The organism is Pseudomonas sp. BLCC-B112, from assembly GCF_028550695.1.
GTDB lineage: Bacteria > Pseudomonadota > Gammaproteobacteria > Pseudomonadales > Pseudomonadaceae > Aquipseudomonas > Aquipseudomonas danubii.
Window position 1 is genome coordinate 572,191 of record NZ_JAQQGK010000001.1, and the last position, 26,166, is coordinate 598,356.

General features: G+C 61.2%; 24 protein-coding genes and 2 tRNA genes. 6 read left to right on the top strand and 20 right to left on the bottom strand.

Annotated elements, in window-relative coordinates:
• Window positions 1-113: 113 nt before the first annotated feature.
• On the top strand, window positions 114-893 hold the full coding sequence (fpr, locus tag PQT43_RS02660; RefSeq protein ID WP_016966062.1) for a ferredoxin-NADP reductase: 780 nt from the start codon (window positions 114-116) through the stop codon (window positions 891-893).
• A 122-nt stretch (window positions 894-1,015) separates the two neighbouring features.
• Here fpr and tsaA read toward each other — a convergent pair whose 3' ends face one another.
• From tsaA to rimO, 5 genes are all read right to left on the bottom strand, one after another.
• Entirely contained in the window at window positions 1,016-1,711 is a 696-nt protein-coding gene (gene tsaA / locus PQT43_RS02665) for a tRNA (N6-threonylcarbamoyladenosine(37)-N6)-methyltransferase TrmO (RefSeq protein ID WP_110594979.1), read from the bottom strand.
• Window positions 1,712-1,787: 76 nt separating this feature from the next.
• On the bottom strand, window positions 1,788-2,249 hold the full coding sequence (locus PQT43_RS02670) for a DUF1456 family protein (RefSeq protein WP_110594980.1): 462 nt from the start codon (window positions 2,247-2,249) through the stop codon (window positions 1,788-1,790).
• Between the two features lie 66 nt (window positions 2,250-2,315).
• Window positions 2,316-3,026 (bottom strand): rRNA pseudouridine synthase, encoded by a 711-nt coding sequence (locus tag PQT43_RS02675; protein WP_272753474.1) that lies wholly within the window; start codon window positions 3,024-3,026, stop codon window positions 2,316-2,318.
• An 82-nt stretch (window positions 3,027-3,108) separates the two neighbouring features.
• Window positions 3,109-3,582, bottom strand: coding sequence for a GNAT family N-acetyltransferase (locus PQT43_RS02680; RefSeq protein ID WP_102861435.1), 474 nt, complete (start codon window positions 3,580-3,582; stop codon window positions 3,109-3,111).
• 97 nt (window positions 3,583-3,679) lie between these two features.
• A complete protein-coding gene (gene rimO / locus PQT43_RS02685; RefSeq protein WP_047284184.1) occupies window positions 3,680-5,017 on the bottom strand; it encodes a 30S ribosomal protein S12 methylthiotransferase RimO in 1,338 nt (445 codons plus the stop codon).
• Window positions 5,018-5,398: 381 nt separating this feature from the next.
• On the opposite strand from rimO, the gene PQT43_RS02690 reads away from it, so the two are divergent.
• The gene (locus tag PQT43_RS02690) at window positions 5,399-7,240 is read left to right on the top strand and encodes a potassium transporter Kup (RefSeq protein ID WP_375106688.1); all 1,842 of its coding nucleotides are present in this window, start codon (window positions 5,399-5,401) and stop codon (window positions 7,238-7,240) included.
• Between the two features lie 168 nt (window positions 7,241-7,408).
• On the opposite strand, the gene PQT43_RS02695 is transcribed toward PQT43_RS02690, so the two are convergent.
• The 5 genes from PQT43_RS02695 to PQT43_RS02715 form a co-directional block, all read right to left on the bottom strand.
• Entirely contained in the window at window positions 7,409-7,684 is a 276-nt protein-coding gene (locus PQT43_RS02695) for a DUF3077 domain-containing protein (protein ID WP_272753476.1), read from the bottom strand.
• Window positions 7,685-8,120: 436 nt separating this feature from the next.
• Window positions 8,121-9,419 (bottom strand): virulence factor family protein, encoded by a 1,299-nt coding sequence (locus PQT43_RS02700; RefSeq protein WP_272753477.1) that lies wholly within the window; start codon window positions 9,417-9,419, stop codon window positions 8,121-8,123.
• Window positions 9,419-12,067, bottom strand: coding sequence for a bifunctional lysylphosphatidylglycerol flippase/synthetase MprF (gene mprF / locus PQT43_RS02705; RefSeq protein WP_253083837.1), 2,649 nt, complete (start codon window positions 12,065-12,067; stop codon window positions 9,419-9,421). Before mprF ends, PQT43_RS02700 begins: the two co-directional genes overlap by 1 nt.
• A gap of 278 nt (window positions 12,068-12,345) precedes the next feature.
• Window positions 12,346-12,422: transfer RNA gene (locus PQT43_RS02710), tRNA-Met, on the bottom strand.
• A 202-nt stretch (window positions 12,423-12,624) separates the two neighbouring features.
• A tRNA-Met gene (locus PQT43_RS02715) sits at window positions 12,625-12,701 on the bottom strand.
• Window positions 12,702-12,995: 294 nt separating this feature from the next.
• Between PQT43_RS02715 and dinB the strand changes: the two genes are divergently transcribed.
• Window positions 12,996-14,063, top strand: coding sequence for a DNA polymerase IV (gene dinB, locus PQT43_RS02720; RefSeq protein ID WP_110594983.1), 1,068 nt, complete (start codon window positions 12,996-12,998; stop codon window positions 14,061-14,063).
• Between the two features lie 77 nt (window positions 14,064-14,140).
• Here dinB and PQT43_RS02725 read toward each other — a convergent pair whose 3' ends face one another.
• From PQT43_RS02725 to PQT43_RS02740, 4 genes are all read right to left on the bottom strand, one after another.
• A complete protein-coding gene (locus tag PQT43_RS02725; RefSeq protein WP_102878604.1) occupies window positions 14,141-15,091 on the bottom strand; it encodes a hypothetical protein in 951 nt (316 codons plus the stop codon).
• 17 nt (window positions 15,092-15,108) lie between these two features.
• Window positions 15,109-16,824, bottom strand: a complete 1,716-nt coding sequence (locus tag PQT43_RS02730) for a proline--tRNA ligase (protein ID WP_102878605.1) — start codon at window positions 16,822-16,824, stop codon at window positions 15,109-15,111.
• Between the two features lie 127 nt (window positions 16,825-16,951).
• Complete coding sequence (locus tag PQT43_RS02735) at window positions 16,952-18,517, bottom strand: AmpG family muropeptide MFS transporter (RefSeq protein WP_102878606.1); 1,566 nt, start codon at window positions 18,515-18,517, stop codon at window positions 16,952-16,954.
• 42 nt (window positions 18,518-18,559) lie between these two features.
• Complete coding sequence (locus tag PQT43_RS02740) at window positions 18,560-18,913, bottom strand: MGMT family protein (RefSeq protein WP_253083838.1); 354 nt, start codon at window positions 18,911-18,913, stop codon at window positions 18,560-18,562.
• Between the two features lie 159 nt (window positions 18,914-19,072).
• Between PQT43_RS02740 and PQT43_RS02745 the strand changes: the two genes are divergently transcribed.
• Window positions 19,073-20,080, top strand: coding sequence for a DUF481 domain-containing protein (locus PQT43_RS02745; RefSeq protein WP_253083839.1), 1,008 nt, complete (start codon window positions 19,073-19,075; stop codon window positions 20,078-20,080).
• Window positions 20,081-20,185: 105 nt separating this feature from the next.
• Here PQT43_RS02745 and PQT43_RS02750 read toward each other — a convergent pair whose 3' ends face one another.
• The gene (locus PQT43_RS02750) at window positions 20,186-20,395 is read right to left on the bottom strand and encodes a cold-shock protein (protein WP_002554837.1); all 210 of its coding nucleotides are present in this window, start codon (window positions 20,393-20,395) and stop codon (window positions 20,186-20,188) included.
• A 352-nt stretch (window positions 20,396-20,747) separates the two neighbouring features.
• On the opposite strand from PQT43_RS02750, the gene dcd reads away from it, so the two are divergent.
• Together dcd and PQT43_RS02760 are read left to right on the top strand one after the other, a co-directional pair.
• Window positions 20,748-21,314, top strand: a complete 567-nt coding sequence (gene dcd, locus PQT43_RS02755) for a dCTP deaminase (protein WP_016965530.1) — start codon at window positions 20,748-20,750, stop codon at window positions 21,312-21,314.
• Window positions 21,315-21,419: 105 nt separating this feature from the next.
• Complete coding sequence (locus PQT43_RS02760) at window positions 21,420-21,632, top strand: hypothetical protein (protein WP_102861446.1); 213 nt, start codon at window positions 21,420-21,422, stop codon at window positions 21,630-21,632.
• Window positions 21,633-21,701: 69 nt separating this feature from the next.
• Here PQT43_RS02760 and PQT43_RS02765 read toward each other — a convergent pair whose 3' ends face one another.
• Genes PQT43_RS02765 through PQT43_RS02785 form a run of 5 tightly spaced genes read right to left on the bottom strand, consistent with a single transcriptional unit; the run spans window position 21,702 to window position 25,896 of the window.
• Window positions 21,702-22,466 (bottom strand): ABC transporter ATP-binding protein, encoded by a 765-nt coding sequence (locus PQT43_RS02765; RefSeq protein WP_267269482.1) that lies wholly within the window; start codon window positions 22,464-22,466, stop codon window positions 21,702-21,704.
• Between the two features lie 13 nt (window positions 22,467-22,479).
• On the bottom strand, window positions 22,480-23,598 hold the full coding sequence (locus tag PQT43_RS02770) for a succinylglutamate desuccinylase/aspartoacylase family protein (RefSeq protein WP_267269483.1): 1,119 nt from the start codon (window positions 23,596-23,598) through the stop codon (window positions 22,480-22,482).
• A gap of 23 nt (window positions 23,599-23,621) precedes the next feature.
• Window positions 23,622-24,332 (bottom strand): ABC transporter permease, encoded by a 711-nt coding sequence (locus PQT43_RS02775; protein ID WP_102861449.1) that lies wholly within the window; start codon window positions 24,330-24,332, stop codon window positions 23,622-23,624.
• Entirely contained in the window at window positions 24,329-25,057 is a 729-nt protein-coding gene (locus PQT43_RS02780) for an ABC transporter permease (RefSeq protein ID WP_102861450.1), read from the bottom strand. Before PQT43_RS02780 ends, PQT43_RS02775 begins: the two co-directional genes overlap by 4 nt.
• Window positions 25,058-25,113: 56 nt before the next feature.
• Window positions 25,114-25,896, bottom strand: coding sequence for a transporter substrate-binding domain-containing protein (locus PQT43_RS02785; protein WP_102878612.1), 783 nt, complete (start codon window positions 25,894-25,896; stop codon window positions 25,114-25,116).
• Between the last annotated feature and the right edge of the window lie 270 nt (window positions 25,897-26,166).

Here is a 26,166-nt window from a genome sequence, read left to right on the forward strand (position 1 = left end):
ATAACCGATAACCCTTATCTTAATAATCCAGTTAACAGATATTGTCGCCGCCATTAGAATGCTGTGCAATTGCGCTCATGGTTAGCGCAGGCAATTTCTAGGAGCCCCCGTACATGAGCAACATGAACCACGAGCGTGTCCTCAGTGTTCATCACTGGAATGACACTCTGTTCAGCTTCAAGTGCACCCGCGACCCGGGTCTGCGCTTCGAGAACGGTCAGTTCGTGATGATCGGCCTGCAACAGCCTAATGGCCGTCCGCTTATGCGTGCCTACTCCATTGCCAGCCCGAATTGGGAAGAGCATCTCGAATTCTTCAGCATCAAGGTTCCAGACGGTCCGTTGACTTCCCAACTGCAGCATCTGAAGGAAGGCGACGAGATCATCATCAGCAAAAAGCCTACCGGCACCCTGGTGCTGGATGACTTGAAGCCGGGCAAACACCTGTACCTGCTCAGCACCGGCACCGGCCTGGCGCCGTTCATGAGCGTGATCCAGGATCCGGAAACCTACGAGCGTTTCGAAAAAGTGATCCTGTGCCACGGCGTTCGCTACGTCAACGAAGTCGCCTACCGCGAGTTCATCACCGAGCACTTGCCGCAGAACGAGTTCTTCGGCGAAGCGCTGCGTGAGAAGTTGATCTACTACCCCACCGTGACCCGCGAGCCGTTCGAGAACGAAGGCCGCCTGACCGACCTGATGCGCAGCGGCAAGCTGTTCCGCGACATCGGTCTGCCACCCATCAACCCGCAGGACGACCGCGCCATGCTGTGCGGCAGCCCGAGCATGCTGGAAGAAACCAGCGAAGTGCTCAACAGCTTCGGCCTGACCGTTTCGCCGCGCATGCGCGAGCCGGGCGACTACCTGATCGAGCGCGCCTTCGTCGAGAAGTAGGAGCGAGCTTGCTCGCGAAGATCGCCCAAGCAGCGCATTCGTGCTGATTGGGCACGATCTCCCGAACGCAAAAAAGCCCGCGTTGCCTGTCAAGGCAACGCGGGCTTTTTCGTTTCTGCGGTTCAGCCCGCCGGGACTACTTCCAACACCCGGATCAGCCCTGGCTCGGGGTAATGCCAGCGCACATCCAGGTCCCAGAACTGCGCACCGTATTCCCGCTCGGCAGTGGGCACCTGATAGGCCGGGCGCGGGTCCTGGGCCAGGCACTGCTCGATGAGCTCCACCAAGGGCTCCTGCAGGCGCTGAGCGTGGGTCTGAGCCTGGTGCAGGGCATTATCCTGCCACTGCACTGGTATCAACTGTGGTGCAGCGCTAGCGATCTCATTGCTCGCCGCAGCAATGATGTCGGCGTAAGGCACGTAGGGTTTGATATCGAGGATCGGTGTGCCGTCCAGCAGGTCGATGCCGGAGATCCACAGGCGGTTGGCCTCGACCTTGTCCAGCTTGACCACCGACTGGCCGATGCCGTTGGGTCTGTGGGTCGCTCGGGTAGCGAAGACCCCCATGGACTTGTTGCCCCCTAGGCGCGGCGGGCGCACCTTGAGCCGCGGCTTGTCTTCCAGGGCCTGGTGAAACAGGAACAGCAGCCAGATATGGCTGACCCGCTCCAGCCCTTGCACCGCCTCGCCCTGATCGAAGGGCGCCACCAGTTCCAGTACCCCACGGGCGGCGGGTGCCAGTTGCGGCTGGCGCGGGATGGCGAACTTCTCCTTGAAACAGGAGCGCACGAAACCGATGGGGGAAACGCTGTAGGTCATTTGGCAGGCCTCAAGCTTTGAGCCACAAGCCGCAAGCTACAAGCGTTGAACTGGCAGCTTGAGGCTTGCAGCTGTCTTAAGCTCTAACCCGCAGGGTCAGGCCCTTGAGGAAGTTACGCAGCAACTGGTCGCCGCAAGGGCGGTAGTTGGTGTGGCCGAACTTGCGGAACAGCGCGCTGAGCTCAGGCTTGGACACCGGGAAGTCGGCGGCCTTGAGCACGGCGTGCATGTCGTCTTCCTTAAGCTCGAAGGCCACGCGCAGCTTCTTCAGGATGATGTTGTTGGTCACCGGCAGTTCGATCGGCAGCGGCGGACGGCTTTCATCCTTGCCACGCTTGAAGATCACCAGGCCGTCGAGGAAGTGCGCCATGACTTCGTCCGGGCAATGCACGAAGCCTTCTTCCTCATCCTTTTTCAGGTAGCTGACGATATCGTCCAGGCTGACCTTGAAGCCGGTGAGCTTGATGATGTCCACGACCTTCTTGTCGCTGATGTCGAGCATGTAGCGCACGCTGCGCAGTACATCGTTATGAATCATGGTTACAGTCCTGATCAATGCGCGTTGAGCGCCGCGCCAGGGCACGGCGTCTGAATGGGGGCGGTTTTAGAACTTTTCTTTGGCCGACAGGTAGCGCCACTGGCCCAGCGGCACTTTGCCGATGGACACGCCGCCGATCCGGATGCGGCGAATGGCGACGACCTTGAGGCCGACGGCTTGGCAAAACAGTGCGATCACGCCCGGCTGCGGGTTCTTCATGGCGAAGCGCAGGCGGTTTTCGTTCTGCCAGCTGGCTTTGACCGGCGGCAGCTCGCGGCCCTTGTAGGTCAGGCCGTGGTTCAGGCGGTTGAGGCCGTGATCGATCATCTCGCCTTCGACCTCGACCACGTATTCCTGCTCGATCTTGGCCGCATCGGCCGTCAGCTTGCGTAGCACTTTCCAGTCCTGGGTGAACACCAACAGGCCACTGGCGTTGGGCTGCAGGTCCTCACTGGCGGTCAGGCGCAGGAAGTGCCCGCGCAGCGGACGTTTGCCGTAGCGGTGCTCGTCCGACAGGCTGTCGGTGCCGATGGATGCCAGGGCGCTGTCCAGATCCTGGCCGGCGGGCACGTTGAGCAGGATGGTTACCGGCTCCGGGGCGGTGGCCTTGGCCTCGGGGTCGAGGACGACCTTTTGCGCGCCGACCTTGAACTGCGGTTCGTCGATGACTTCGCCGTCTACGGTGACCCAGCCGCCCTCGATGAACAGCTCAGCCTCCCGGCGGGAGCAGCCGACCAGTTCGATGAGGCGTTTGGAGAGACGAATCGGGTCAGTCATGTCAGGGGCCGTATCAAAAGAGGGCGGCTATTGTACCTGCCTGGCGCCGGTTAATCGCGGGTCCATTTGCCCGCTGTGGCTTTTAGCCGCGTCGGGCCTGCAGTTGTGGTTGTTTCAGGCGCATGTGCAGCAACGGGTAGGGCTGGCCCATGCCGTCCTGTTCGGAGCGGCCGACCACCTCAAAGCCCTGCTTGAAGTAGAAGCCCAGGGCCTGGGGATTCTGTTCATTGACGTCCAGTTGCTGGGCATTCAGGTGTTCCACCGCGTAATGCAGCAGTTGCCGGCCCAGGCCCTGGCCGCGATGGGCCGGGTCGATGAACAGCATCTCGATCTTGCCCGCTGCCACGCCAGCGAAACCGGTGATGCGTTGCCGCTGATCCCGGGTACAGATCAGCATCACCGCATCCAGGTAGCGGGTCAGTACCAGGTTTCTCAGCAGCTCTATATAGCTGTCCGGGAGAAAGTCGTGGGTGGCGCGCACCGAGTCTTCCCAGACGCGGACCAGTTCCGGGTAGTCGCTGAGTTTGGGGGTGTGGATGACCGAGTGGTGGCGCATGCCGCTTGTCCCTGAAGTGATTGGCAAGGGCTAACGATAGACCGAAAAAAGCCCCGCATCTCGTGGCGAGAGCGGGGCTTGGCAGTTTTTTTACGCCTTACAGGGTTTCGGCCCAGAGGTCGTATTCGTCGGCGTCGGTGACCCGGCACCAGACCTTGTCACCCGGCTTCAGGTCGCCCGCACCGTCGATGAACACGTTGCCGTCGATCTCCGGCGCATCGAAGAAGCAGCGGCCCACGGCGCCATTCTCGTCGACTTCATCGATCAGCACTTCGATCTCTTTGCCGATGCGCTGTTGCAGGCGTGCGGAGCTGATTTCCTGCTGGTGCGCCATGAAGCGCTCCCAACGGTCTTGCTTGACCTCGTCCGGGACCACTTCCAGGTCCAGGTCGTTGGCCGGAGCGCCTTCCACCGGCGAGTACTGGAAGCAACCAACACGGTCCAGCTGGGCTTCGGTCAGCCAGTTGAGCAGGTACTGGAAGTCTTCCTCGGTTTCGCCAGGGAAGCCGACGATAAAGGTCGAACGGATGATCAGCTCCGGGCAGATCTCGCGCCAGGCCTTGATCCGCGCCAGGGTCTTGTCTTCGAAGGCCGGACGCTTCATGGCCTTGAGCACTTTCGGGCTGGCGTGCTGGAACGGGATATCCAGGTACGGCAGGATCTTGCCGGCGGCCATCAGCGGAATCAGCTCGTCCACGTGCGGGTACGGGTACACGTAGTGCAGGCGCACCCACACGCCCAGGGTGCTCAGGGCCTCGCAGAGCTCGGTCATGCGGGTTTTCACCGGCGCGCCGTTCCAGAACCCGGTGCGGTATTTGACGTCGACGCCGTAGGCGCTGGTGTCCTGGGAGATCACCAGCAGTTCCTTGACCCCGGACTTGACCAGGCGCTGGGCCTCGTCGAGCACATCGCCCACTGGGCGGCTGACCAGCTTGCCGCGCATCGACGGAATGATGCAGAAGCTGCAGCTGTGGTTGCAGCCTTCGGAAATCTTCAGGTAGGCGTAGTGGCGCGGGGTCAGCTTGATGCCTTGCGGCGGCACCAGGTCGATCAGCGGGTTGTGGTCCTGTTTCGGCGGCACCACTTCGTGCACGGCGTTGACCACCTGCTCGTACTGCTGCGGGCCGGTCACGGCCAGCACGCTTGGGTGCACGTCACGGATATTGCCTTCTTCCACGCCCATGCAGCCGGTGACGATGACCTTGCCGTTTTCCTTGATGGCTTCGCCGATCACTTCCAGGGATTCGGCCTTGGCCGAGTCGATGAAACCGCAGGTGTTGACCACCACGACATCGGCGTCCTGGTAGGTGGACACCACGTCATAGCCTTCCATGCGCAGTTGAGTGAGGATGCGCTCGGAGTCGACCAGAGCTTTTGGGCAACCCAGGGATACGAAGCCGACTTTCGGGTTGGCCGGCGCGGAGGGGGTGGACATGTCTAACCTCGGTATTGGGTGTCGAATCACTTGGGGGGCAAGTGCGACGCTTGGGCGCTGGCTGCGCCTCTGATCAAAAAGTGCGCAATTCTAGCGATGGTCGACGCGCTTGACCAGCTTTATACGGGGGAAATACGACCAGCGCTGGACTATGCTTCGTCCCGTTATGCCCGGTCGCTTTCATACAGCGTTAGTTGGCGCCTTAGTGGTAATAAGAATCCGCAAATTACATGGCAAACTGCGCAACTTAAGAGAATAGCGCTTGTATAACCTTGCGCTTTCTATATAAGAAGCCCCGGTCTTGAGTAGTGGGAGTCATTGATGGGTCAGGCAAGTAGTCAGGCGGCGAGTGGCGAGCACTCCGGGGGCAAGCCTCTGGGGATGCTGGTGGCGGCGGTCGGGGTGGTGTATGGCGATATCGGTACCAGTCCGCTCTACACCCTCAAGGAGGTGTTTGCCGGCCATTATGGGGTTCCAGTCAATCATGACGGGGTGTTTGGCATCCTCGCGCTGATTTTCTGGTCGTTGGTCTGGGTTGTCTCGATCAAGTACGTGCTGTTCGTCCTGCGGGCCGACAACCAGGGCGAGGGCGGCATCATGGCCTTGACCGCGCTGGCCAGGCGTGCTGCCGGGTCCTATCCGCGCTTGCGCTCGATGCTGGTGATTCTGGGCCTGATCGGGGCGGCGCTGTTCTATGGCGACAGCATGATCACCCCGGCGATTTCCGTACTGTCGGCGGTCGAGGGCCTGGAGTTGGCATTCAGCGGCCTGGAACACTGGGTGGTGCCGATGGCGCTGGTGGTACTGGTGGCCTTGTTCCTGATCCAGAAACACGGCACTGATCGCATCGGCAAGCTGTTTGGTCCGGTGATGGTGGCCTGGTTCGTGGTCCTTGGCGGGTTGGGGGTCAACGGCATTCTCCAGCACCCGGAAGTGCTGCAGGCGTTGAACCCGATGTGGGGCGTGCGTTTCTTCATCGTTCATCCGGGCATGGGGGTCGCCATCCTCGGGGCGGTGGTTCTGGCATTGACCGGTGCCGAAGCCTTGTACGCCGACATGGGGCACTTCGGACGCAAGCCCATTGCCCGGGCTTGGTTCGCCCTGGTGCTGCCGGCGCTGGTGCTGAACTACTTCGGCCAGGGCGCGTTGCTGCTGGAAAACCCTGAAGCCGCCCGCAACCCCTTCTACCTGCTGGCGCCGAGCTGGGCCCTGATTCCGCTGGTGGTGCTGGCCACCCTGGCCACGGTGATCGCGTCCCAGGCAGTGATTTCCGGCGCCTTCTCCCTGACTCGCCAAGCAATCCAGTTGGGTTACATCCCGCGGATGCACATTCAGCACACGTCCAGCGCCGAGCAGGGGCAGATCTACATCGGTGCGGTGAACTGGGCGCTGATGGTGGGTGTGATCCTGCTGGTGCTCGGTTTCGAGTCCTCCGGTGCCCTGGCTTCGGCCTACGGCGTGGCGGTGACCGGAACCATGCTGATCACCAGCATCCTGGTGTCGGCGGTGATCCTGCTGCTGTGGAAGTGGCCGCCGATGCTGGTGGTGCCGCTCCTGCTGGGATTCCTGTTGGTGGATGGGCTGTTCTTCGCCGCCAACGTGCCGAAGATCTTCCAGGGCGGCGCCTTCCCGGTGCTGGCGGGGATTGTGCTGTTCCTGCTCATGACCACCTGGAAACGCGGCAAGGAATTGCTGGTGGATCGCTTGGACGAAGGCGGGCTGCCGCTGCCAATCTTTATCGGCAGTATCCGCGTACAGCCGCCGCATCGGGTGCAGGGTACTGCCGTGTTCCTCACGGCCCGTCCAGACGCCGTGCCCCACGCCTTGCTGCACAACCTGCTGCATAACCAGGTGCTGCACGAACAAGTGGTGCTGTTGACGGTGGTCTACGAGGATATTCCACGGGTGCCTGCAAATCGGCGCTTCGAGGTGGACTCCTACGGTGAAGGTTTCTTCCGGGTGATCCTGCACTTCGGTTTCACCGACGAACCGGACGTCCCGGAAGCCCTGAAACTGTGCCACCTGGACGAGCTGGACTTCAGCCCCATGCGCACCACCTACTTCCTCAGCCGTGAAACCGTGATCGCCTCCAAGCTGGTGGGCATGGCCCGCTGGCGCGAAGCGTTGTTCGCCTTCATGTTGAAGAACGCCAACGGCAACCTGCGCTTCTTCAAGCTGCCGGTGAACCGGGTGATCGAGCTGGGTACTCAGGTCGAGATGTAATCCTGACCAGACAAAAGCCCCCGTTGCCTTGCGGCAGCGGGGGCTTTTTCGTTTCTACGGTTCTGTAGGAGCGAGCTTGCTCGCGATAACGGACCGACCATCGACATCGATGCTGATGACAGGACGGTTTCTCCCGGAGCCCACCGGCCCCCTGATCGCCCTTAGTCTTTACGCGGCTAGCGCCTGCACCACATCGTCCACCACCGCCTTGCCCATGGCGGTCAGGTAGTGCGCGGCCCAGGCGTGACGATCGCTGTCCTTGCTGTAGGCGGCGTCCTCGGCAAAGGCCTTGGCCAGGGATAACAAGTCGGAGGCTTGGGCCAGGGCGTCGCCAATGGGCAGGCCGGGGCTGACCTGGAACAGCGGGCGTTCCGAGCAGTAAAGGAAAGTGCTTAAGCCGACTGTTTTAAGATTTGAAAGTTGAGGCGGGTTTGTATTGTTCATGGTTCAACTCCAAGGTTTGAGGAGCTACCACGTTCGTTTCCAAGCGAATGGGTGGCAGCTATGCGCAGGTTGGAAAACCGGAAACCAAGGAAACCGGCAGACCCGAAGGTCTCCCACGCACAGCCGCCATAACAGATGGATTGCAGGCGCAAAATTTATCTGCAATCAAGCGGGGCGCTAGTTGCCAAGGTTCTTCGGGTTTCCAAGCCCGGTCACTGAATGTTCAGCGACACCCGGAGCCTAGTCCGTCGAAGCCAATCCCAACAAGGCAGCAACGTGCCCAAAACGCCCCCCTTACGCAACTCTCGGAGTTTGCCTACAACCTGCGCGGGAGTCATCCGCAATTACGCGGTCTTCAGCGAGGAAGCTCAGGCCGCTGATGTAAAAAAGCCCCCGCAACCTGAGGCTGCGGGGGCTTTGTCGGGCGAGGCTCAGCTCACTCTTGAGCGGTGGCCTGATCCTTGGCCTGGCGCTTTTCGATGACATCCACCAGGCGCTTGGCCAGTGCCGGGTAGTTCTCATCGAAGTGATGGCCGCCCGGCAGCTTCATGGCTTCACCGACCGCAGTCTTGTCGGTGCAGCCGCTTTCGTCGACTTCTTCCTCACCGTAGATGCACACCACCTTGGCGGCGGGCAGCTTGGCCATTTCCGGGCCGGTGGCAGCTTCCTTGCCAGCATTGCCCAGCCAGCCTTCGACTTCGATCTCGAAGCTGCCGGTACGGGCGAAGGCCAGCAGGATAATGGCGTCGACCCGCTGCTGCTCGGCTTCCGGCAGACGGTTGTAGATCGCCGGCAGCACGTCGGCGCCGAAGGAGTAGCCGGTCAGCACGAAGCGCTTGGTGCCCCACTTCTGCCGGTAGTGCTGCATCAGTTCGGTGAGGTCAACGGCGCTTTGCTCAGGCGTCTTGTGCTGCCAGTAGTAGCGCAGGGTGTCGATGCCCACCACCGGGTAGCCGATCTTGGCCATCTCGCCAGCCACGTCGCGGTCCAGGTCGCGCCAGCCGCCGTCGCCGGAGAGGAACAGGGTCACGGTGTCCTTGGCCTGGCCGGCCGGGACTTCCACCACGGGAATGTTCAGGCCGCCGTTTTCCGAACCGACCAGCAGCTTGCGCAGCTCGTTGTTCAGCACTTGGGGCAGGTGGATGTCGTAGTCGCTGATGCTGGTGGTGGCGTTGGGGGTATCACGCACGAAGCCGGCACTTTCGTCATCCGGGTTGTCGTTCCAGGCCACCAGCCAGTGGCCGTGGGCCAGGGTCTTGGGCAGTGGATCGGTGCAACCGGGCGCCGGGTTGATGGTGAAGCCTACCGACACGGCTTGGGCCTTGTCGTCGTTCTGGGTGGCGACCCAGCGCCAGGCCAGGGCGGCGCCAGGGCCGATGCCGCTGACCAGGGTGGCCGGGCCACTGAGCTGGGGCAGGGCGCTTTGCAGGGCTTGTTCCTGCAGTTTGCAATCGTCCTTGGGCAGGATCACCTGGACGATCTGCGCCGCACCGCTGCGGCTCAGGGCCAGCAGTTGTTTATCGGTCAGGGTGGCGTCAGGCAGCACCGCCACCACCACCCGGGCCTTGGCCTTGGCGCCTGGGGTCACTCGGGTCAGGGTCGAGCCGTCGGCCTGGGTCAGTTGTTCCAGGGTCGGTTCAGGGGCGGGGCGGTTCCACCACCAGTAGCCACCACCCGCAAGCAAAGCCAGTACCACCAGTGTGGCCAGCAGATACCGCCAAGAGCGTTGAATCATCAGCGTTTCACCAATCCAGTCAGGCCGCCTGCGATCAGGGCGGCGGTGTCGGCCAGTGCCACCAGCGGGTCGAGCCCGGCCGGCACGGCCATGTAACGGGGTTCCCAGTCGGGCTGGAACTTGTCTTTGAAGCGGCGCAAGCCTTGGAAGTTATACAGTTGCTCGCCACGGCGGAAGACCATCGAGCCGAGGCGTTGGGTCAGCGGCGCGCCACGCCGCGGTTGCAGGCCGGACAGCGGCACCATGCCCAGGCTGAAGCGGGCGTATCCATGATTTTTATAATGCTGGATCAGGCCGACCATCATGAACTCCATGGTCAGCTTCGGCGCGTCCGGGTGCGCGCGCATCAAGTCGAGGCTGGCCAGGTCATGGCTGTAGGTCTCGAGCAGGTTGGCGAAGGCCACCGGGCGTCCTTCAAAACGGATGATGGCGATGCGGAAGTGCTTGAGGTAGTCGTCGCTGAAACGGCCCAGGGAGAAGCCTTTCTCGCGGACATTCTTGCCGGTCAGCCAGGCGTCTGAGATCACTTTCAGCTCGTCCATCGGCGCTTGCCCTGGCTCGTGGATCTCCAGCGACAGGCCGTCGCGGGTGCCACGGTTCCAGGTGTAGCGCAGGTCTTTCATCTCCTTGCCCTTGGCTTCCAGATCAAAGCGCTTGAGGTCGACCCGGGCTTCTTCGCCGAGCTTGATCGCGGTCAGGCCGATGTCCATGTAGTAGGGCAGGTTTTCCGCCCGTACCTGGTAGAACACCGGGCGCGCGTGGTGCAGGTCGCACAGGTCGCGGAACTGCCAGATCATTTCCGCGCGCTGCTGGGTCGGGCCGATGGGATCGTACAGCGCCACCAGGCTGCGGCCGCGGCGGGCGTACATCAAGAAGGCATCGTCGTTGGGGTGGAACAGCAGCGCCTTGTCGCCGGTCAGGGCCAGGCCGCCGTCAGGTTGGGACGAGGCCATGAGGATCTTCGCGGCCTTGTCCAGCTCGTCGCTGGTGGGCAGGTGGATGACCGGGCGTGCGGTACGCAGCAGCCAGGTCAGGGACACCACCAGCAACAGCACCGCAGCTCCCAACAGCGAGCGCAGGCCCCGGGGTGCGTCGGCGTCGAGGGTGAACTGCCACCACAGTTGATGGCTGTAGGGTACGTCCTGATAGGCGAACAGCAGCAGCCAGGTGGAGGCGCCGAGCACGCAGACGCTGGCCACCAGGTACAGCGGCGAGAAGGGCAGTTCGGTGAGGCGGCTGGGGCGATAGAACGAGCGCCGGAACACCGCCAGCAGGCTGGCGGTGAGGGTCATCAGGCAGGCTTCTTCCCAGTCAAAGCCTTTAAGCAGCGAGAGCAGGGCGCCCACCAGCAACAGAATGGTGGTGAGCATCCAGGCGGCGGACAGGCGCCGGCGCAGGCCTTGGGCCAGCAGCAGGCAGAGCACGCCGATCAGGCTGGCGCCGAAGTGCGAAGCGTCCACCAGGCGGTGAGGAATCAGGAAGCCGATGTGCTGCAGGCGGGTATCGATTTCCGGGGTGGCGCCGGAGAACAGCAGCACCACGCCGGAGAGGAACACCAGCACCGCCAGGATCGGCGCTGCCAGGCCGGAAGCTACCCGCAGGGATTGTCGGGTCTGGAACAGGCGCTGGGCTTCGTTGATCAGCAGCAGGATGCAGGCCACCAGCATCGGCAGCACCACGTAGATCAGGCGATACAGCAGCAATGCGGCCGCCAGGGGCGCGGCCCCGAGCTTGTCGGCAAACGCCGCCAGCAGGATGGCTTCGAACACCCCGACGCCGCCAGGCACGTGGCTGAGCACACCGGCGGCCAGGGCCAGCAGGTACACCAGCAGGAAGGCGCCGAACGGCGGTGCCTCGGGCAGCAGCAGGTAGAGCACGGTGGCGGCTGCGGCGACGTCCAGGGCGGTGATGATCAGTTGCAGGAAGGTCAGGCGGCGTCCAGGCAGGCGCAGGGTGCGACGTCCGACCCGGACCAACAGGTTGTCGCGCAGGGGCTGTTCCGGCAGGCGTCGGCGATAGATACCGACGGCCAGTACCGCGCCCAGCAGCAGGATGGCCAGGGCAATGCCGGCCAGCAGGCTTTCGGGCAGGCGCAGGGCCGCCGAGGCTGCCGGCAAGTTGCTCAAAGTGGCCAGTGCCGCCAGCGGTGGCAAGGCACAACCCAGAGAGAGGCTGGCAAACAGGGTCATGTGCGCGACGTCGGAGGCCCCCAGCCCATGACGTGCATACAGGCGATAACGTACCGAGCCGCCGGACAGCAGCGACAGACCAATGGCGTTGCCGATGGCGAAGGCGGTGAAGCCGCCCAGGGCCAGGGTGCGGCCGGGCAGGTTGACTCCGGCATAGCGGCTGGCGGACCACTCGTACCCCAGCAGAATGATGAAGCCGACGATGGTCGCGCCCAGGGCGCCCAGTAGGGCGGGCTTGGGTACTTCGAGGATCGAGTCGTGCAGGGCGTAGAAATCCAGCTCGCTAAGCAGGTGACGGCAAGCGATCAGGGCAATGGCGAACAGCAGCAGGGTTATGGCCAGGCCCAGAGGTTGGCGGTACTTGCTCAACAGGTCCAGCCAGCGCAGGCGAGTGGTTGTCACAGGTTGAGTGGCGGTAGTGGTATCGCTGTCTTGCGAATCAGACGTGTTGGCGCGCATCAATCACCTCGTGGATTGTGCGCGACAGGATGGGGGTATCCGGCCAAGTTACCAATCCCTGTAGAAAAAATAGTTTCAAATATTAACGCGTCTCACCGTGGCCCGGCGACCCTGGGCGATGGCCGCCGGGTGGTTGCTCGAGACAGAGCATAGCTCGCATCTTGAAGGGTCGAAGCATCGCTAAAAGGCTCGCAACACTTTGCCAGGTCATTGTTGCGAAAGGACTTTTTCAACAGATACAAAAAAGGCCACTCTTTCGAGCAGCCTTTTTTGATGTTTGGTTGCGGGAGCCGGATTTGAACCGACGACCTTCGGGTTATGAGCCCGACGAGCTACCAGACTGCTCCATCCCGCGTCTGTGTGGCGGCATTCTACAGGCGAACGACTGAGTGTCAACCATTAATGGTTCGACAGGTCAAATAAACGTCGAATGGCCGGTTCCGTCTCTTAAGTCATCGACAGCTAAAGAGTTTTGCCCATGCCGTGTTTGAGAGGGAGTAGTGCAAAACAGGCGCGCACAAAAAAGGCCACTCTTTCGAGTAGCCTTTTTTGATGTTTGGTTGCGGGAGCCGGATTTGAACCGACGACCTTCGGGTTATGAGCCCGACGAGCTACCAGACTGCTCCATCCCGCGTCTGTGTGGGCGGATTCTACAGCGTCGCTGGCGCCTGTCAATCATTAATTTTTAAAAAAGGCTTCCTGTTCAATCGCTTAGCGTCCGGCCTGAGGTGTTTTAGGAGGCTTCGACCTAGGTAAAACGTGGCTTTCAGCTCTATTGATGAGTTTGTGGTCATTGAGAAAATAAATTCACTCCGCCGCTGTGCTCGTTGATCTGAGATGCAAGGTACTGGTGCTATATACAGGTGTCGGTAGATACTGGCTGCCCGCTTTGATTCCAACTTCGGCTTTCAATGATCACTGCCTTTATATGATGCAGCGCAAAATCATCCACATCGACTGTGATTGCTTCTACGCCGCCATCGAAATGCGCGACGACCCGCAACTGGCCGGCAAGCCGCTGGCAGTGGGTGGTTCCGCAGATCGGCGGGGGGTGATCGCCACCTGCAACTACGAGGCGCGGGCCTATGGCGTGCGTTCTGCCATGTCGTCGCGGCACGCGTTGACCCTGTGCCCGGACCTGGTGATCGTCAAGCCGCGCATGGATGCCTATCGCGAGGCGTCGAAAGAGATTCATACGATCTTTCGTGACTACACCGATCTGATCGAACCCTTGTCCCTGGACGAGGCCTATCTGGATGTTTCCGATAGCCCGAACTTCGCCGGTAGCGCCACGCGCATTGCCCAGGACATTCGCCGGCGGGTTTCCAACCAGTTGCATATCACGGTGTCGGCCGGGGTCGCGCCCAACAAGTTTCTGGCCAAGATTGCCAGCGACTGGAAAAAGCCCAATGGATTGTTCGTGATTACCCCGGATCAGGTGGAGGATTTTGTCTCCGAACTGCCGGTGAGCAAGTTGCATGGGGTGGGCAAGGTCACGGCGGACAAACTGGGTCGCCTGGGGATTGTCGACTGCCTGCAGTTGCGCGACTGGAACAAGCTGGCCCTGGTGCGCGAGTTCGGCAGTTTCGGCGAACGCCTGTGGAGTCTGGCCAGGGGGATCGACGAGCGGCCGGTGCAGAATGACAGTCGGCGCCAGTCCATCAGCGTGGAAAACACCTATGACGTGGATCTGCCGGATCTGGACAGTTGCCTGCAGAAGCTGCCGGAGCTGATGGAGACTCTGGCAGGGCGCATTGCGCGTATCGACAGCAGTTATCGGCCGGGCAAACCCTTCGTCAAAGTGAAGTTCCACGACTTTACCCAGACCACTCTTGAGCAGGCGGGGGCCGGACGGGATCTGGAGAGTTATCGGCAACTGCTGACCCAGGCCTTCAAGCGTGGCGGCAAGCCAGTGCGGCTCTTGGGGATTGGCGTGCGATTGCAGGATCTACGCGGTGGTCACGAACAGCTGGAGCTGTTTCGGGGCGTGTTGTAGGCGCTGGCTGGCTGGCGAATTGGGCGTCGCGATCGATCCGCGGCGTGGTGTTCGCCGGCAAGCCGGCTCCTTGTCAATCAGTGACCGGGATCGGCGACCAGGCGGCCGGCGTTCTTGGTCAGGGACTTGAGAAACTCGCTCTGCAGTTCCGGATCGTTGCGGGTCAGCTCGATCAGGCTCTGCTCCAGCTCGCTGGCTTCTTCTTCCAGCCCCAGTTCCGACAGGCGCTTGACTCGGTGCACCCATTGGCTCACTTCGTCATCTTCCAGGTCGTCGTAGATCAGTGCGTGAGCTTCCACCAGCTTGCCGCGCAGGGTGCTACTCAGGCTCAGGGACGAGTCGGAATGCACTTCGTCCTGAGCATCCTCGACACTGATCTGCAACTTGCCGATGTGGTTCAGATCCTGTTCGGAGAATGGCGCGTCTAGCAGGTTCAAGCGCAGCACGCCATTACGATCGGTGCTCATGTCGTAGGTTTGCTTACCGGCCTTGACCTGCACCGGGCGCTCGCTCCAGGGCAGGCTCGAATACTCCAGGCGCTTGTCACGCTGGACTTCATCGATGGCTGCCAGGTTCTGCTGAGCCCGACCGTGGGACGGCATGTTCATGAACGGGTTGAGCCCGGACACGCCATAGCTGACCCAGTCCTTGGTGACGCTGTCCGGCAGGTTGCCCAGAGCAAACACGTTGACCACATTGGCGCCGACGCCAGCCACTAGGGCTACCGCGCCCAGCGGGATCTCGTAGATTTCCCGCCAGGGTTGATAGGGCGTATAGCGATCGTAGCGGCGAGTGACCTCGAACTCAGTCACTTCGAAGGTCTTCTGCTCGTGGATGCGTACCCGGCGTTGCGGCAGCTCAAGCACCTTAGGCTCACCGACATCGATCTGCAGGCTGTGGTCGAGCAGTTTGCGCTCGACGCGTTCCTCGTGTTCGCTGCGTTGCGACATCTGGTTGGCGCAGCCGCTGACCAGCAGGGCGCCGCATAGAGCGGCGCCCCCGAGGCTTAAGGTGTTTCGCTTGAACATGACTTCTCTATCTGGTTTCAGCGACGGATACGGGCTTGGAGGAAGGGCAGGACGTCGGCCACTGGCAGCGCTTGTGCCTGGGCTTCGGTACGGCTCTTGTATTCCAGGTTGCCTTCGGCAAGGCCGCGGTCACTGACCACGATCCGGTGAGGAATGCCGATCAGCTCCATGTCCGCGAACTTGATGCCCGGGCTGGTTTTCTTGTCGCGGTCGTCCAGCAGCACTTCGAAACCGGCGGCAGTCAGTTCTGCGTAGAGTTTGTCGGTGGCTTCGCGAACCTGCTCGGTTTCGTAGCGCAGCGGTACCAGGGCGATCTGGAACGGCGCCAGGGTATCGCTCCAGATAATGCCGTTTTCATCGTTGTTCTGCTCGATGGCGGCCGCCACCACGCGGGACACGCCAATGCCGTAGCAGCCCATTTCCAGGGTCACTGGCTTGCCGTTTTCGCCCAGCACTTCGCACTTCATCGCCTTGCTGTACTTGTTGCCCAGCTGGAAGATGTGCCCGACCTCGATGCCGCGCTTGATTTCCAGGGTGCCCTTGCCGTCCGGGCTCGGGTCGCCGGCCACCACGTTGCGCAGGTCGGCAACAGTCGGAACCGGCAGGTCGCGTTCCCAGTTGACGCCGAAGTAGTGCTTGTCGTCGATGTTGGCGCCGACGCCGAAGTCGCTCATCAGCGCCACCGAGCGGTCGATGATGATCGGCAGTGGCAGGTTCACCGGGCCCAGGGAGCCGGCGCCGGCGCCGATGGCGTCACGCAGTTCGGCTTCGGAGGCCATGACCAGCGGGCTGGCAACGCCAGGCTGGTTGGCGGCCTTGATTTCGTTCAGTTCGTGGTCGCCACGGATGATCAGGGCGATCAGCTTGCCGGCTTCTTCGGCATGCACCACCAGGGTCTTGACGGTCTTCTCGATCGGCAGGTTGTAGCCTTCCACCAGCTGGGCGATGGTTTTCGCGTCAGGGGTGTCAACCAGGCGCATCTCTTCGGTCGGAGCCGGGCGCGAGGTTTCGCGCGGCACGGCTTCAGCCTTCTCGATGTTCGCTGCGTAGTCGGAACCGTTGCTGAAGACGATATCGTCTTCGCCGGACTCGGCCAGTACGTGGAATTCGTGGGAACCGGCGCCGCCGATGGAACCGTTGTCTGCTTCAACCGGGCGGAACTTCAGGCCCAGGCGGGTGAAGACGTTGCAATAAGCCTGGTGCATGCGGTCGTAGGTGACCTGCAAGGACGCCTGGTCGGCGTGGAAGGAGTAGGCGTCCTTCATGATGAACTCGCGGCCGCGCATCAGACCGAAGCGTGGGCGGATCTCATCGCGGAATTTGGTCTGGATCTGGTACAGGTTCAGCGGCAGCTGCTTGTAGCTGCTCAGCTCGTTGCGGGCCAGATCGGTGATCACTTCTTCGTGGGTCGGGCCGGCGCAGAAATCGCGCCCGTGACGGTCTTTGAAGCGCAGCAGCTCAGGGCCGTACTCTTCCCAGCGACCGGATTCCTGCCACAGCTCAGCCGGTTGAGTGCTCGGCATCAACACTTCAAGCGCGCCCGCGGCGTTCATTTCTTCGCGAACGATGGCTTCAACCTTGCGCATCACTCGCAAGCCCATCGGCAGCCAGGTGTACAGGCCGGAAGCCAGTTTACGGATCATGCCGGCGCGCAGCATCAGCTGGTGGCTGATCACGACCGCGTCGGAAGGCGTTTCTTTCTGTGTGGCGAGCAAATATTGACTGGTACGCATGGTAGGCCGTTGTCGGTTGCTGAGACTGGAAGTGACGGAGCATTGTACGGGCGAGTTCCGCTGGCGTACAGGATTGCGCTTTGAGGGGACGGGAGCCGCGGAGAAAAGCCGCAACTCCCGGGATTTTCTAGGATTCCTCGCCCACGACAGCGCCCTTGGCGGGCTGCTCCGACGGGTCTTTCGGTCCGGCGCGGCGGCTCTCCTGGAACCAGTGAATGGCGATCAGAATCAGGGTCGGCACCCCGAGTATGGCGGTGATGAGGAAGAAGTCGTGATAGCCGTATTTTTCCACCATGACTCCGGAATAGCCGCCGATCAGGCGTGGAAGCAGCAGCATGATGGAGCTGAGCAGGGCGTACTGAGTGGCCGAGAACTTGAGGTTGGTCAGGCTCGACAGGTAGGCGACGAAGGCGGAAGTGGCCATTCCCGAGCTGAAGTTGTCCAGGGAAATGGTGGCAATCAGCATTTTCAGGTTCGGGCCCATGTCGGCGAGCATGAGGAACAGCAGGTTGGTGCCGGCAGACGCGGCACCACCGATGAACAGGATCGGCAGGATGCCGAAGCGCACGATCAGCAGGCCGCCCATGCCGGCCCCAAGCAGGGTCATGATCAGGCCGAAGATCTTGCTGACCCCGGCAATCTGGTCCTTGGTGAAACCCTGGTCGATATAGAAAACATTGGCCATCACGCCCATGACCGTGTCCGACATGCGATAGGTGGCGATCAGACCCAGTAGCAGGAAGGCTTGCCAGCGGTAGCGCAGGATGAAGTCGTTCACCGGGGTCAGCACCGGCGCCAGGCCTCGACGGCCCATGGCCGACAGGCACAGGGTGCTGAGGGTGATGTAGAGGATCGCCCGCAGGAATGCCCGGTCTTCCAGCAGCAGGTCCAGCAGGCTGACGCCGTCGAAGATCACGCTGGCGAAGTCGGTGTTGTACAGCTGGGTAAAGGTGGCAGGCACTGAAACCAGGAGCACGATCAGGACGAATACCGAGATCAACTGGTGGGCGAAGCTGTAGCGCCCAGCCGACAGTTGAGTGCGCAATGGCACTGCTGGTTCACGCATCAGCAGGGTGGTGAGCAGTGCTGGAATCATCAGCACGCCGAACAGCACGTAGGTACCGGTCCAGGCCGAATGCTTGTAGCTGAAGCCGGTGGAGCCAAAGCCTTCGGCGAAGAACAGCGCGCCGGCGGTGGCCAGCAGTACCGCGACCCGATAGCCGGACATGTAGCTGGCGGCCAGCGCGGCCTGTCGACTGTCGTCGGCGATTTCCAGGCGATAGGCGTCGATAGCGATGTCCTGGGTCGCCGAGGCAAAGGCCACGACCACCGCAATGGCGATCAACCAGGACAGGTGTTTTTGCGGATCGCAGAAGCCCATGCCGATCAGACCGAGAATCACCAGGACCTGGGCCAGTACCAGCCAGGAGCGGCGTCGGCCGAGCTTGCCCAATAGAGGCAGGCGCCATTGGTCGAGCAGTGGCGACCACACCCATTTAAAGGCATAGGCCAAACCGATCAGGCTGGCGTAGCCGATGGTTTCGCGGGCCACACCGGCCTCGCGCAACCACACCGAAAGAGTCGAGAACACCAGCATGTAAGGCATGCCGGCAGCGAAACCAAGCAGCAACAGCACGAGCGTCGAGGGGCTGGCATAGGCGGCAAGTGCGGCGCGCCAGGTTTTACGGGGCATGGGCTGAAGTCTGCCTCAGATTACGGAAACAAAGCGCGCACTCTAACCGCTGTGCTCTACCGGGCGCCAGCCATGGCGCTGAATATCCACGCGATTGTTCAGGATAGAGACACCTTCGCCGCGCAGTCTGGCGCGCTGCTCGTCGCCTGATGGGCTACCGACGGGCAGGCTGATGCGGCCGTCAGCACCGAGTACCCGGTGCCAGGGCAGGCTGGTATCGGCGGGTAGCTGACTGAGGGTGCGTCCAACCCAGCGCGCGGCCCGGCCCAGGCCTGCCATTTCTGCCAGTTGGCCATAGCTGACGACCTTGCCTTCGGGGACTTGGGCCAGGGTCAGGTACAGCGCCGTGCGTCGGATTTGCGCGGGGGTTTGCGAGTCTTCGCCGTGTTCGGTCACATTCGCGGTTCCAGATAGGGGCAGGGGCACGGGGAGATTGTGAGGATGAAAGTCTTGTGAGTATTGAACTCACTCTCGATACCCGGGTCAGTCCTGACTAAGGCTTGTTCAGCAGGAATAATGCCGTTTTTTTTCGCAAGATCGAGTCCTGTATTACTTATGTTGCCTAGAACGTTGCTGTGTTTCGCGGTGCTCAGCGCCTCCATGCCTGCTCTGGCCGATACCGTCTGGTTGAAGAACGGTGACCGGTTGAGCGGCAAGATCAAGGTTTTCGACGGCGGTAAGCTGTTGATCCAGACCGATTACGGTGGCGCCATTTCCATTGATTGGAAGCAGGTCAAGACCCTGGAAAGCGATCAGGAGTTGCTGGTCAAACAGGATGCCTACACCGGGGAAAAGGCCAAGTCGCTGCAGGCGGCGGAGGAGGGCAAGGTTGTCCTGGCCAACGGTGAGGCGCCCAAGACCGTGGAGTTGGCCAGTATCCAGCAGATCATGAAACCCAAGCCGCTGGTGGAGGATGTGGTCTGGAAGGGCAATGTCGACGTGGCCATGGATTACAAACGTGCTGAAAAGGACACCGATGACTATGACATCGACTTCAAGACTTCGGCGCGCCATGGTGCCTGGCGTCACAACGCCCAGGGTGAGTACAACCGTGAGTTCCAGAATCAGGTGGTGACTACCGACAACTGGAATGCCGAGTACGCTCTGGACCGCTTCATTACCGAGAAGTGGTTCTGGGAAGGACGCCTGACCTACAAGCGCGACAAAGTAGAAGATCTTGCGCGGCAACGGGTGGTAGGTACGGGTCCCGGCTACCAGTTCTGGGACGATGAGCTGGGGGCGTTCTCCTTGGGCTCGCTGCTCAACCGCACGGATTACGAGTACGCCGAGGGCGGTAAGGACAGCTTCTACTCACTGGCAATGAAGTGGGATTACAACCGTTACCTGATTGGCAAGCGGGTGGAGTTCTTCACTAATGGCGAAGTGGGCAGGCCGTTTTCCGGCGTCGCCGATTACGCGTTGGATGCGGAGATGGGGCTGCGCTACAAGGTCACGGACTGGGCGTCGCTCAACCTCAAGGCGGAAAAGGATCTGATCCGCGGTACCGAGGACAGCGACTTGGATAAGACCCGCTATACCGTGGGCTTTGGCGTGACCTGGTAACGGGGTACCAGCCAGGTGCATTCGCGAGGATGCACGCCGCAAAAACCTGCGGGCACAAAAAAGCCCCGCTGTTGAGGGCGGGGCTTTTTACTGGATCAGTACAAGTTAGATAACTTGAACTTCTTCAGCTTGCATACCTTTCTGACCGCGGGTAGCGATGAAAGAAACCTGTTGGCCTTCTTTCAGGCTTTTGAAGCCGTCGGATTGGATAGCTTTGAAGTGTACGAACAGGTCGTCACCGGATTGTGGAGTGATGAAGCCGAAGCCTTTTTCATCGTTGAACCACTTAACGGTACCGGTTTGGCGATTAGACATGGTGTATCTCCTTGGACAAAGTTAACTGCGACTCAGGAAAAGCCCTGGCCGAGACTGAGTGCAAAGAGCAGGAAAAATTCTTGGAGATGGTTGGATCGAAATTCAACATCGTGTAGAGATTCTCAGTGACACAAGCAGCACAGTGGCGCCACCTTAACCCTTTTTCCTGGACGTGCCAATGGCTAGGGCCAAGGTTTCTCGGTTTTCGTGACTGACGGCCCGTCGTTCGTCGCCGAACCCTTGAAAATCCTGGTGTCAGGCGAGAAAAACGTCCCGGACTTTGAACCCGACCCCGCGCCCCGGTAAGATGCCGGACAGATTTTTTTCACCTCGTTATTTCAGGACACCCGCCATGAGCATCAAATCGGACAAGTGGATTCGCCGCATGGCGCAAGAGCACGGCATGATCGAACCCTTCGTAGAGCGCCAGATGCGTGGCGAAGGCCCGGATCGGCTGATCTCTTTCGGGGTGTCGAGCTACGGCTACGATGTGCGTTGCGCCGATGAATTCAAGGTGTTCACCAACATCAATTCGGCCACCGTCGACCCGAAGAACTTCGATGAAAAGAGCTTCGTCGACATCAAGAGCGACGTCTGCATCATCCCGCCAAACTCCTTCGCCCTGGCCCGTACCGTCGAGTATTTCCGCATTCCGCGCAACGTGCTGACCATCTGCCTGGGCAAGAGCACCTATGCCCGTTGCGGCATCATCGTCAACGTGACTCCGCTGGAACCCGAGTGGGAAGGCCACGTGACCCTGGAGTTCTCCAACACCACCACCTTGCCGGCCAAGATCTACGCCAATGAAGGCGTGGCGCAGATGCTGTTCCTGGAGTCGGATGAAGAGTGCGAAGTTTCCTACAAGGACCGTGGCGGCAAATACCAGGGCCAGCGTGGCGTGACCCTGCCGCGTACCTGATTGCGTCCGTCTGACAAATAGCGGGAATTCCTGAGCACACCCACACTCTATTGGGTGTATTTCCGGTATGCGCAAGGCGTACCGGGCACAGCTCAGGAGTGCCCCATGAAGATAGATCCGCGAATCAGCGCCACCTTGGCCAGGCTGGAACCCAATCAGGTTGGGGTATTGGCCTGGACCCTGCTGGCACATCCGCCTGTCAACATGGCAGGCGGCATTCCCGGTCAGCCCGACCCTGACTCTCCCCAACCCCCAGAACCTACCGAACCTGGTGAGCCCACTTTGCCGGACGAGCCGCCGCCCGCGCCTGTGGCTTGAACTCACTGGATACCGTCAGTCGCCCCGTCCGCGACAATCTTGCGCGGACGGTGGCGTTCTACGCGGCCGCTACTTCAGGTTGCCACTGAGAAACTGCTGCAGGCGCTCGCTTTTCGGGTTGCCTAGCACCTCTTCAGGAGTGCCTTCCTCTTCCACCAAGCCCTTGTGCAGAAACAGCACCTGGCTCGACACCTTGCGGGCGAAGCTCATCTCGTGGGTGACCATGATCATGGTCCGGCCTTCCTCGGCCAGGCCGTGGATCACCTTGAGCACCTCGCCCACCAGCTCCGGGTCCAGGGCTGACGTGGGTTCGTCGAACAACATGACTTCCGGCTCCATGGCCAATGCCCGGGCGATGGCCACTCGCTGCTGCTGGCCGCCGGAGAGGAAGGCCGGGTACTGGCCAGCGACGCGGGCCGGCAGGCCGACCTTGTCCAGATAGCGCCGGGCCCGTTCTTCGGCGTCCTTGTTACTGACTCCCAGCACCCGACGCGGGGCCATGGTGATGTTTTCCAGCACCGTCATGTGGCTCCACAGGTTGAAATGCTGGAACACCATCGCCAGGCGCGTACGAATCCGCTGCAGTTCGGCAGGATCGGCCACGTGCATGCCGTGGCGATCGCTGACCATGCGGATCGGCTGGCCATCCAGGCTCATGGCGCCGTCGTCCGGGGTTTCGAGAAAGTTGATGCAACGCAGAAAGGTGCTTTTGCCCGAACCACTGGCGCCGATCAGGCTGATCACGTCACCGGTCTTGGCCTTCAGAGACACACCTTTGAGCACCTCATTATCGCCGTAGCATTTATGCAGGCCTTCAACGGTCAGTTTGTACATGGGGCTTGCATCCTCAAGGCGAAAGTAGATAGCCGCTGCGATAGGCCTCGCGGCCGGCGACATGGGCGATCACCATGCCGGCGGTGGCCATGCGCCGCAGCGAGCGGGCATACAGGAGCCCGGCATTGTTGCAATGGATAGGGGTGACCCGGTCATGGATCGGGTCGATGATTTCAGCCACCAACTGCCCGGCCTCCAGGTATTCCCCCGGTAGCGCAGCGAACACCAGCAGCCCGCCCACAGGCGTCGCTACCGGTTCGACCGCCGCCAGCGGCGTGGCCGGAAAGGGCAGCTCAGGCAGCGGCGGAACCTGGCCGGCAATGGCGCCGAAGCGGGTCAGGTAGTCCAGCATGGCCTGGCAGTCGAGGCTGGCCAGGCCGTGGTTGACGTCGCCCTGACCACGCAGCTCGACCGTGACCGCAAAGGTGCCCGTGGGAATGGCGAAGTGTTCGCCGAAGCGCTGTTGCAGTTGCCACCACAGCAGGCTGAAGCACTCGTCGAACGACCAGGCCGCGGAGTCGGTGGCCAGGAGGCAGGCTTCGGCGCCGAGGTAGCGGGCCAATGGCTCTACCTGGGGCCAGGCTTCGGGGGTGGTGTACAGGTGCGCCACGGCTTCGAAGTCGCAGTGCAGGTCCAGCACCATGTCGGCATCGCAGGCCAGCCGTTGCAGGGCCAGTTGCAGGGACTGCAATTGCGTCTGTGGTCGTTGACGGCTCAGGGCATCGCTCAGGTGTCGGCGAATCAGGTCGAGGTTGTGCTGCGGATCGTGAGTGAGCAGCCCTTCGATGGCGTTGCCGACCTCTTCACTGAGGTCGACGAAGCCGCGATTGAAGTTCTGGCCGCTTTCCAGCTGGTAGCGCCCCAGTGGAACGTCCATCAACACCTGTTCCAGGCCCACCGGATTGGCCACCGGCACCAGGACTATTTCATGCAACAGGCGACCGGCGGCTTCCAGCTCCGTCAGGCGCTGTTTGAGGTGCCAGGCCACCAGCATGCCGGGCAATTCGTCGGCATGCAGGGAGGACTGGATGTAGACCTTGCCTTGGGCCTGGGCGGGGCCGAAATGAAAACTGTGGACCTGGCGCGCGGTGCCCGGCAGCGGAGCGAGCAGGTCGTGGATCTCGTGGCGCATTGATGATTTCCCGGCAGCAAGTCCTAGTGGGTCGGCCCGAGGAAGGCCAGCCAGCGGCGTTCAGCGAGACGGAACAGGCCCACCAGGGTGAAGGTCACGCACAGGTAGATGATGGCGGCGATACCGAACGACTGAAACGTCAGGAAGGTCGCCGAGTTGGCGTCCCGGGCGATTTTCAGGATGTCGGGAATGGTCGCGGTAAAGGCCACCGTGGTGGAGTGCAACATCAGGATCACTTCGTTGCTGTAGTAGGGCAGCGAGCGGCGCAGGGCCGAAGGCATGATCACGTACGCATACAGCTTCCAGCCGCTCAAACCATAGGCCTTGGCTGCCTCCACTTCGCCGTGGGCCATGCTGCGGATCGCCCCGGCGAAAATTTCCGTGGTGTAGGCGCAGGTATTCAGGGCAAACGCGAGGATGGTGCAGTTCATCGCGTCGCGAAAGAACGCATCCAGCAGCGGTTGCGCGCGGATCGCGGCGATGCTGTAGATCCCGGTGTAGCAGATCAGCAGCTGGATATAGAGCGGTGTACCGCGAAACAGGTAGGTGTAGAACTGCACCGGCCAGCGGATGTAGCGCTTGGGCGAGACCCGGGCGATGGACAGCGGGATCGACACCAAAAAGCCAATGCAGATCGAGGCCGTGAGCAGCCACATGGTCATGGCCAGCCCGGTCATGTGGTAACCGTCGCTGTAAAGGAAGGGACGCCAGTATTCCTGCAGGAGTTCGATCATCGCACGGCCTCCCGGGCGCCGGCGGCATAGCGCCGTTCAAGCTTGCGCAGGACGAAGTTGGAGGCGCTGGTGATCAACAGGTAGATCAGTGCCGCCAGGACCAGGAAGTAGAACAGCTGATAGGTGCTCTTGCCGGCATCCTGGGCGGCCTTGACCAGATCGGCCAGGCCGATGATCGACACCAGGGCCGTGGCCTTGAGCATCACCATCCAGTTGTTGCTGATGCCCGGCAGGGCGAAGCGCATCATCTGCGGGAAGACCACGAAGCGAAAGCGCTGGCCGCGCTTGAGGCCATAGGCGGTGGCCGCTTCTACCTGGCCCCGGGGAACGGCGAGGATCGCCCCGCGGAAGGTTTCGGTGAAATAGGCGCCATAGATGAAACCCAGGGTGATCACCCCGGCGCTGAAAGGATTGATCTCGATGTATTCCCACTCCATGAAGTCGGTGAAGGAGGTCAGCCAGGTTTGCAGGCTGTAGAAAATCAGCAGCATCAGTACCAGGTCCGGCACCCCGCGGATCAGGGTGGTATAGAGCTGGGCGGGGACCCGCAGCAAGGCAACGCTGGAGAGTTTGGCACTGGCGCCGAGCAGGCCGAGCAAGACGCTGACCAGCAGCGACAACACCGACAACTTGATGGTCATCCAGGTACCTTCCAGCAGCAGAGGGCCGAAACCCTTCAGGCTGAAGGCGGAAAGCCCCAGGTTTTTTAGAAGTTCTTCGAGCATTGATCAATGACCCGTGGCGATAAAAAAGGCGCCCATCGAGGATGGGCGCCGGCAGGTTATTTACCGCTGTAGAGGTTCAGGTCACCGAAGTGTTTTTTCTGGATGGTGGCGTAGGTGCCATCATCGTGTAACGCTTTGATACCTTTATCCAGGAGCGCTTTCAGCTCTTTGTTACCTTTTGAGATACCGATGGCGGTCTTGGACGGCAGCAGTGGGTCATCCACCGGCTTGCTGACTTCGTAGCCCGCGCCCTGCGGCGATTTGAGGAAGCCCAGTTCGGCTTGCAGCATGTCCTGGATCGAGGCATCCAGGCGCCCTGAAGTCAGGTCGGCATAGACCTGATCCTGGTTCTGATAGGCCTGGGTCTTGACTCCTGCCTTGTCCAGTACGGCCTTGGCATAGGCTTCCTGAATGGTGCCCTGCTCATAGCCCACGGTCTTGCCCTTGAGCGAGGCGGTGTCTGCGCTCAAGCCCGAACCTTTCTTGAACACGAACGAGGTGGGACCGGAGAACAGCTCGTTGGAGAAGTCGATGACTTTTTCCCGGGCCGCAGTGACGGTCATGGACGAGATCACACCGTCGAATTTATTGGCTTTCAGCCCGGGAATCATGCCGTCGAAGTCACTTTCGACCCATTTGCACTTGACCTTCAGCTCGGCACAGATGGCGTTGCCCAGGTCGATGTCGAAGCCCACCAGGCTACCGTCGGCGGCCTTGGACTCGAAGGGGGCATAGGACGGATCGACGCCGAAGCGCAGTTCCTTGTATTCCTTGGCCAGCGCGGAGCCGGCGGCCATGCAGAGAGCCAGTGCGGAAAGGGTCAGCAATGCTTTTTTCATTATTCAATCCCTAAGAACCAATATGAGCGCTTGTGGCGCATGAGTACTGTTACTGGAACGCATAAGACTTATTGAAAGTAGCAATTTCCGAACCAGAGCCCCGAACAAGTGTTTTAAAAGCAGTTGGCAACACCTGGGCAAGGCCTGTTGTGCACTGAAAGGAGGCGTGTGGGCGGCGCGGCGCCAAGAGGGGGCGGCGATGCTGGGGAGCGGACTACGAGGCGCTGCAGAGCGGATGTCTGCTGGTTTGGGCGCTGGCGTCTGGAGAGC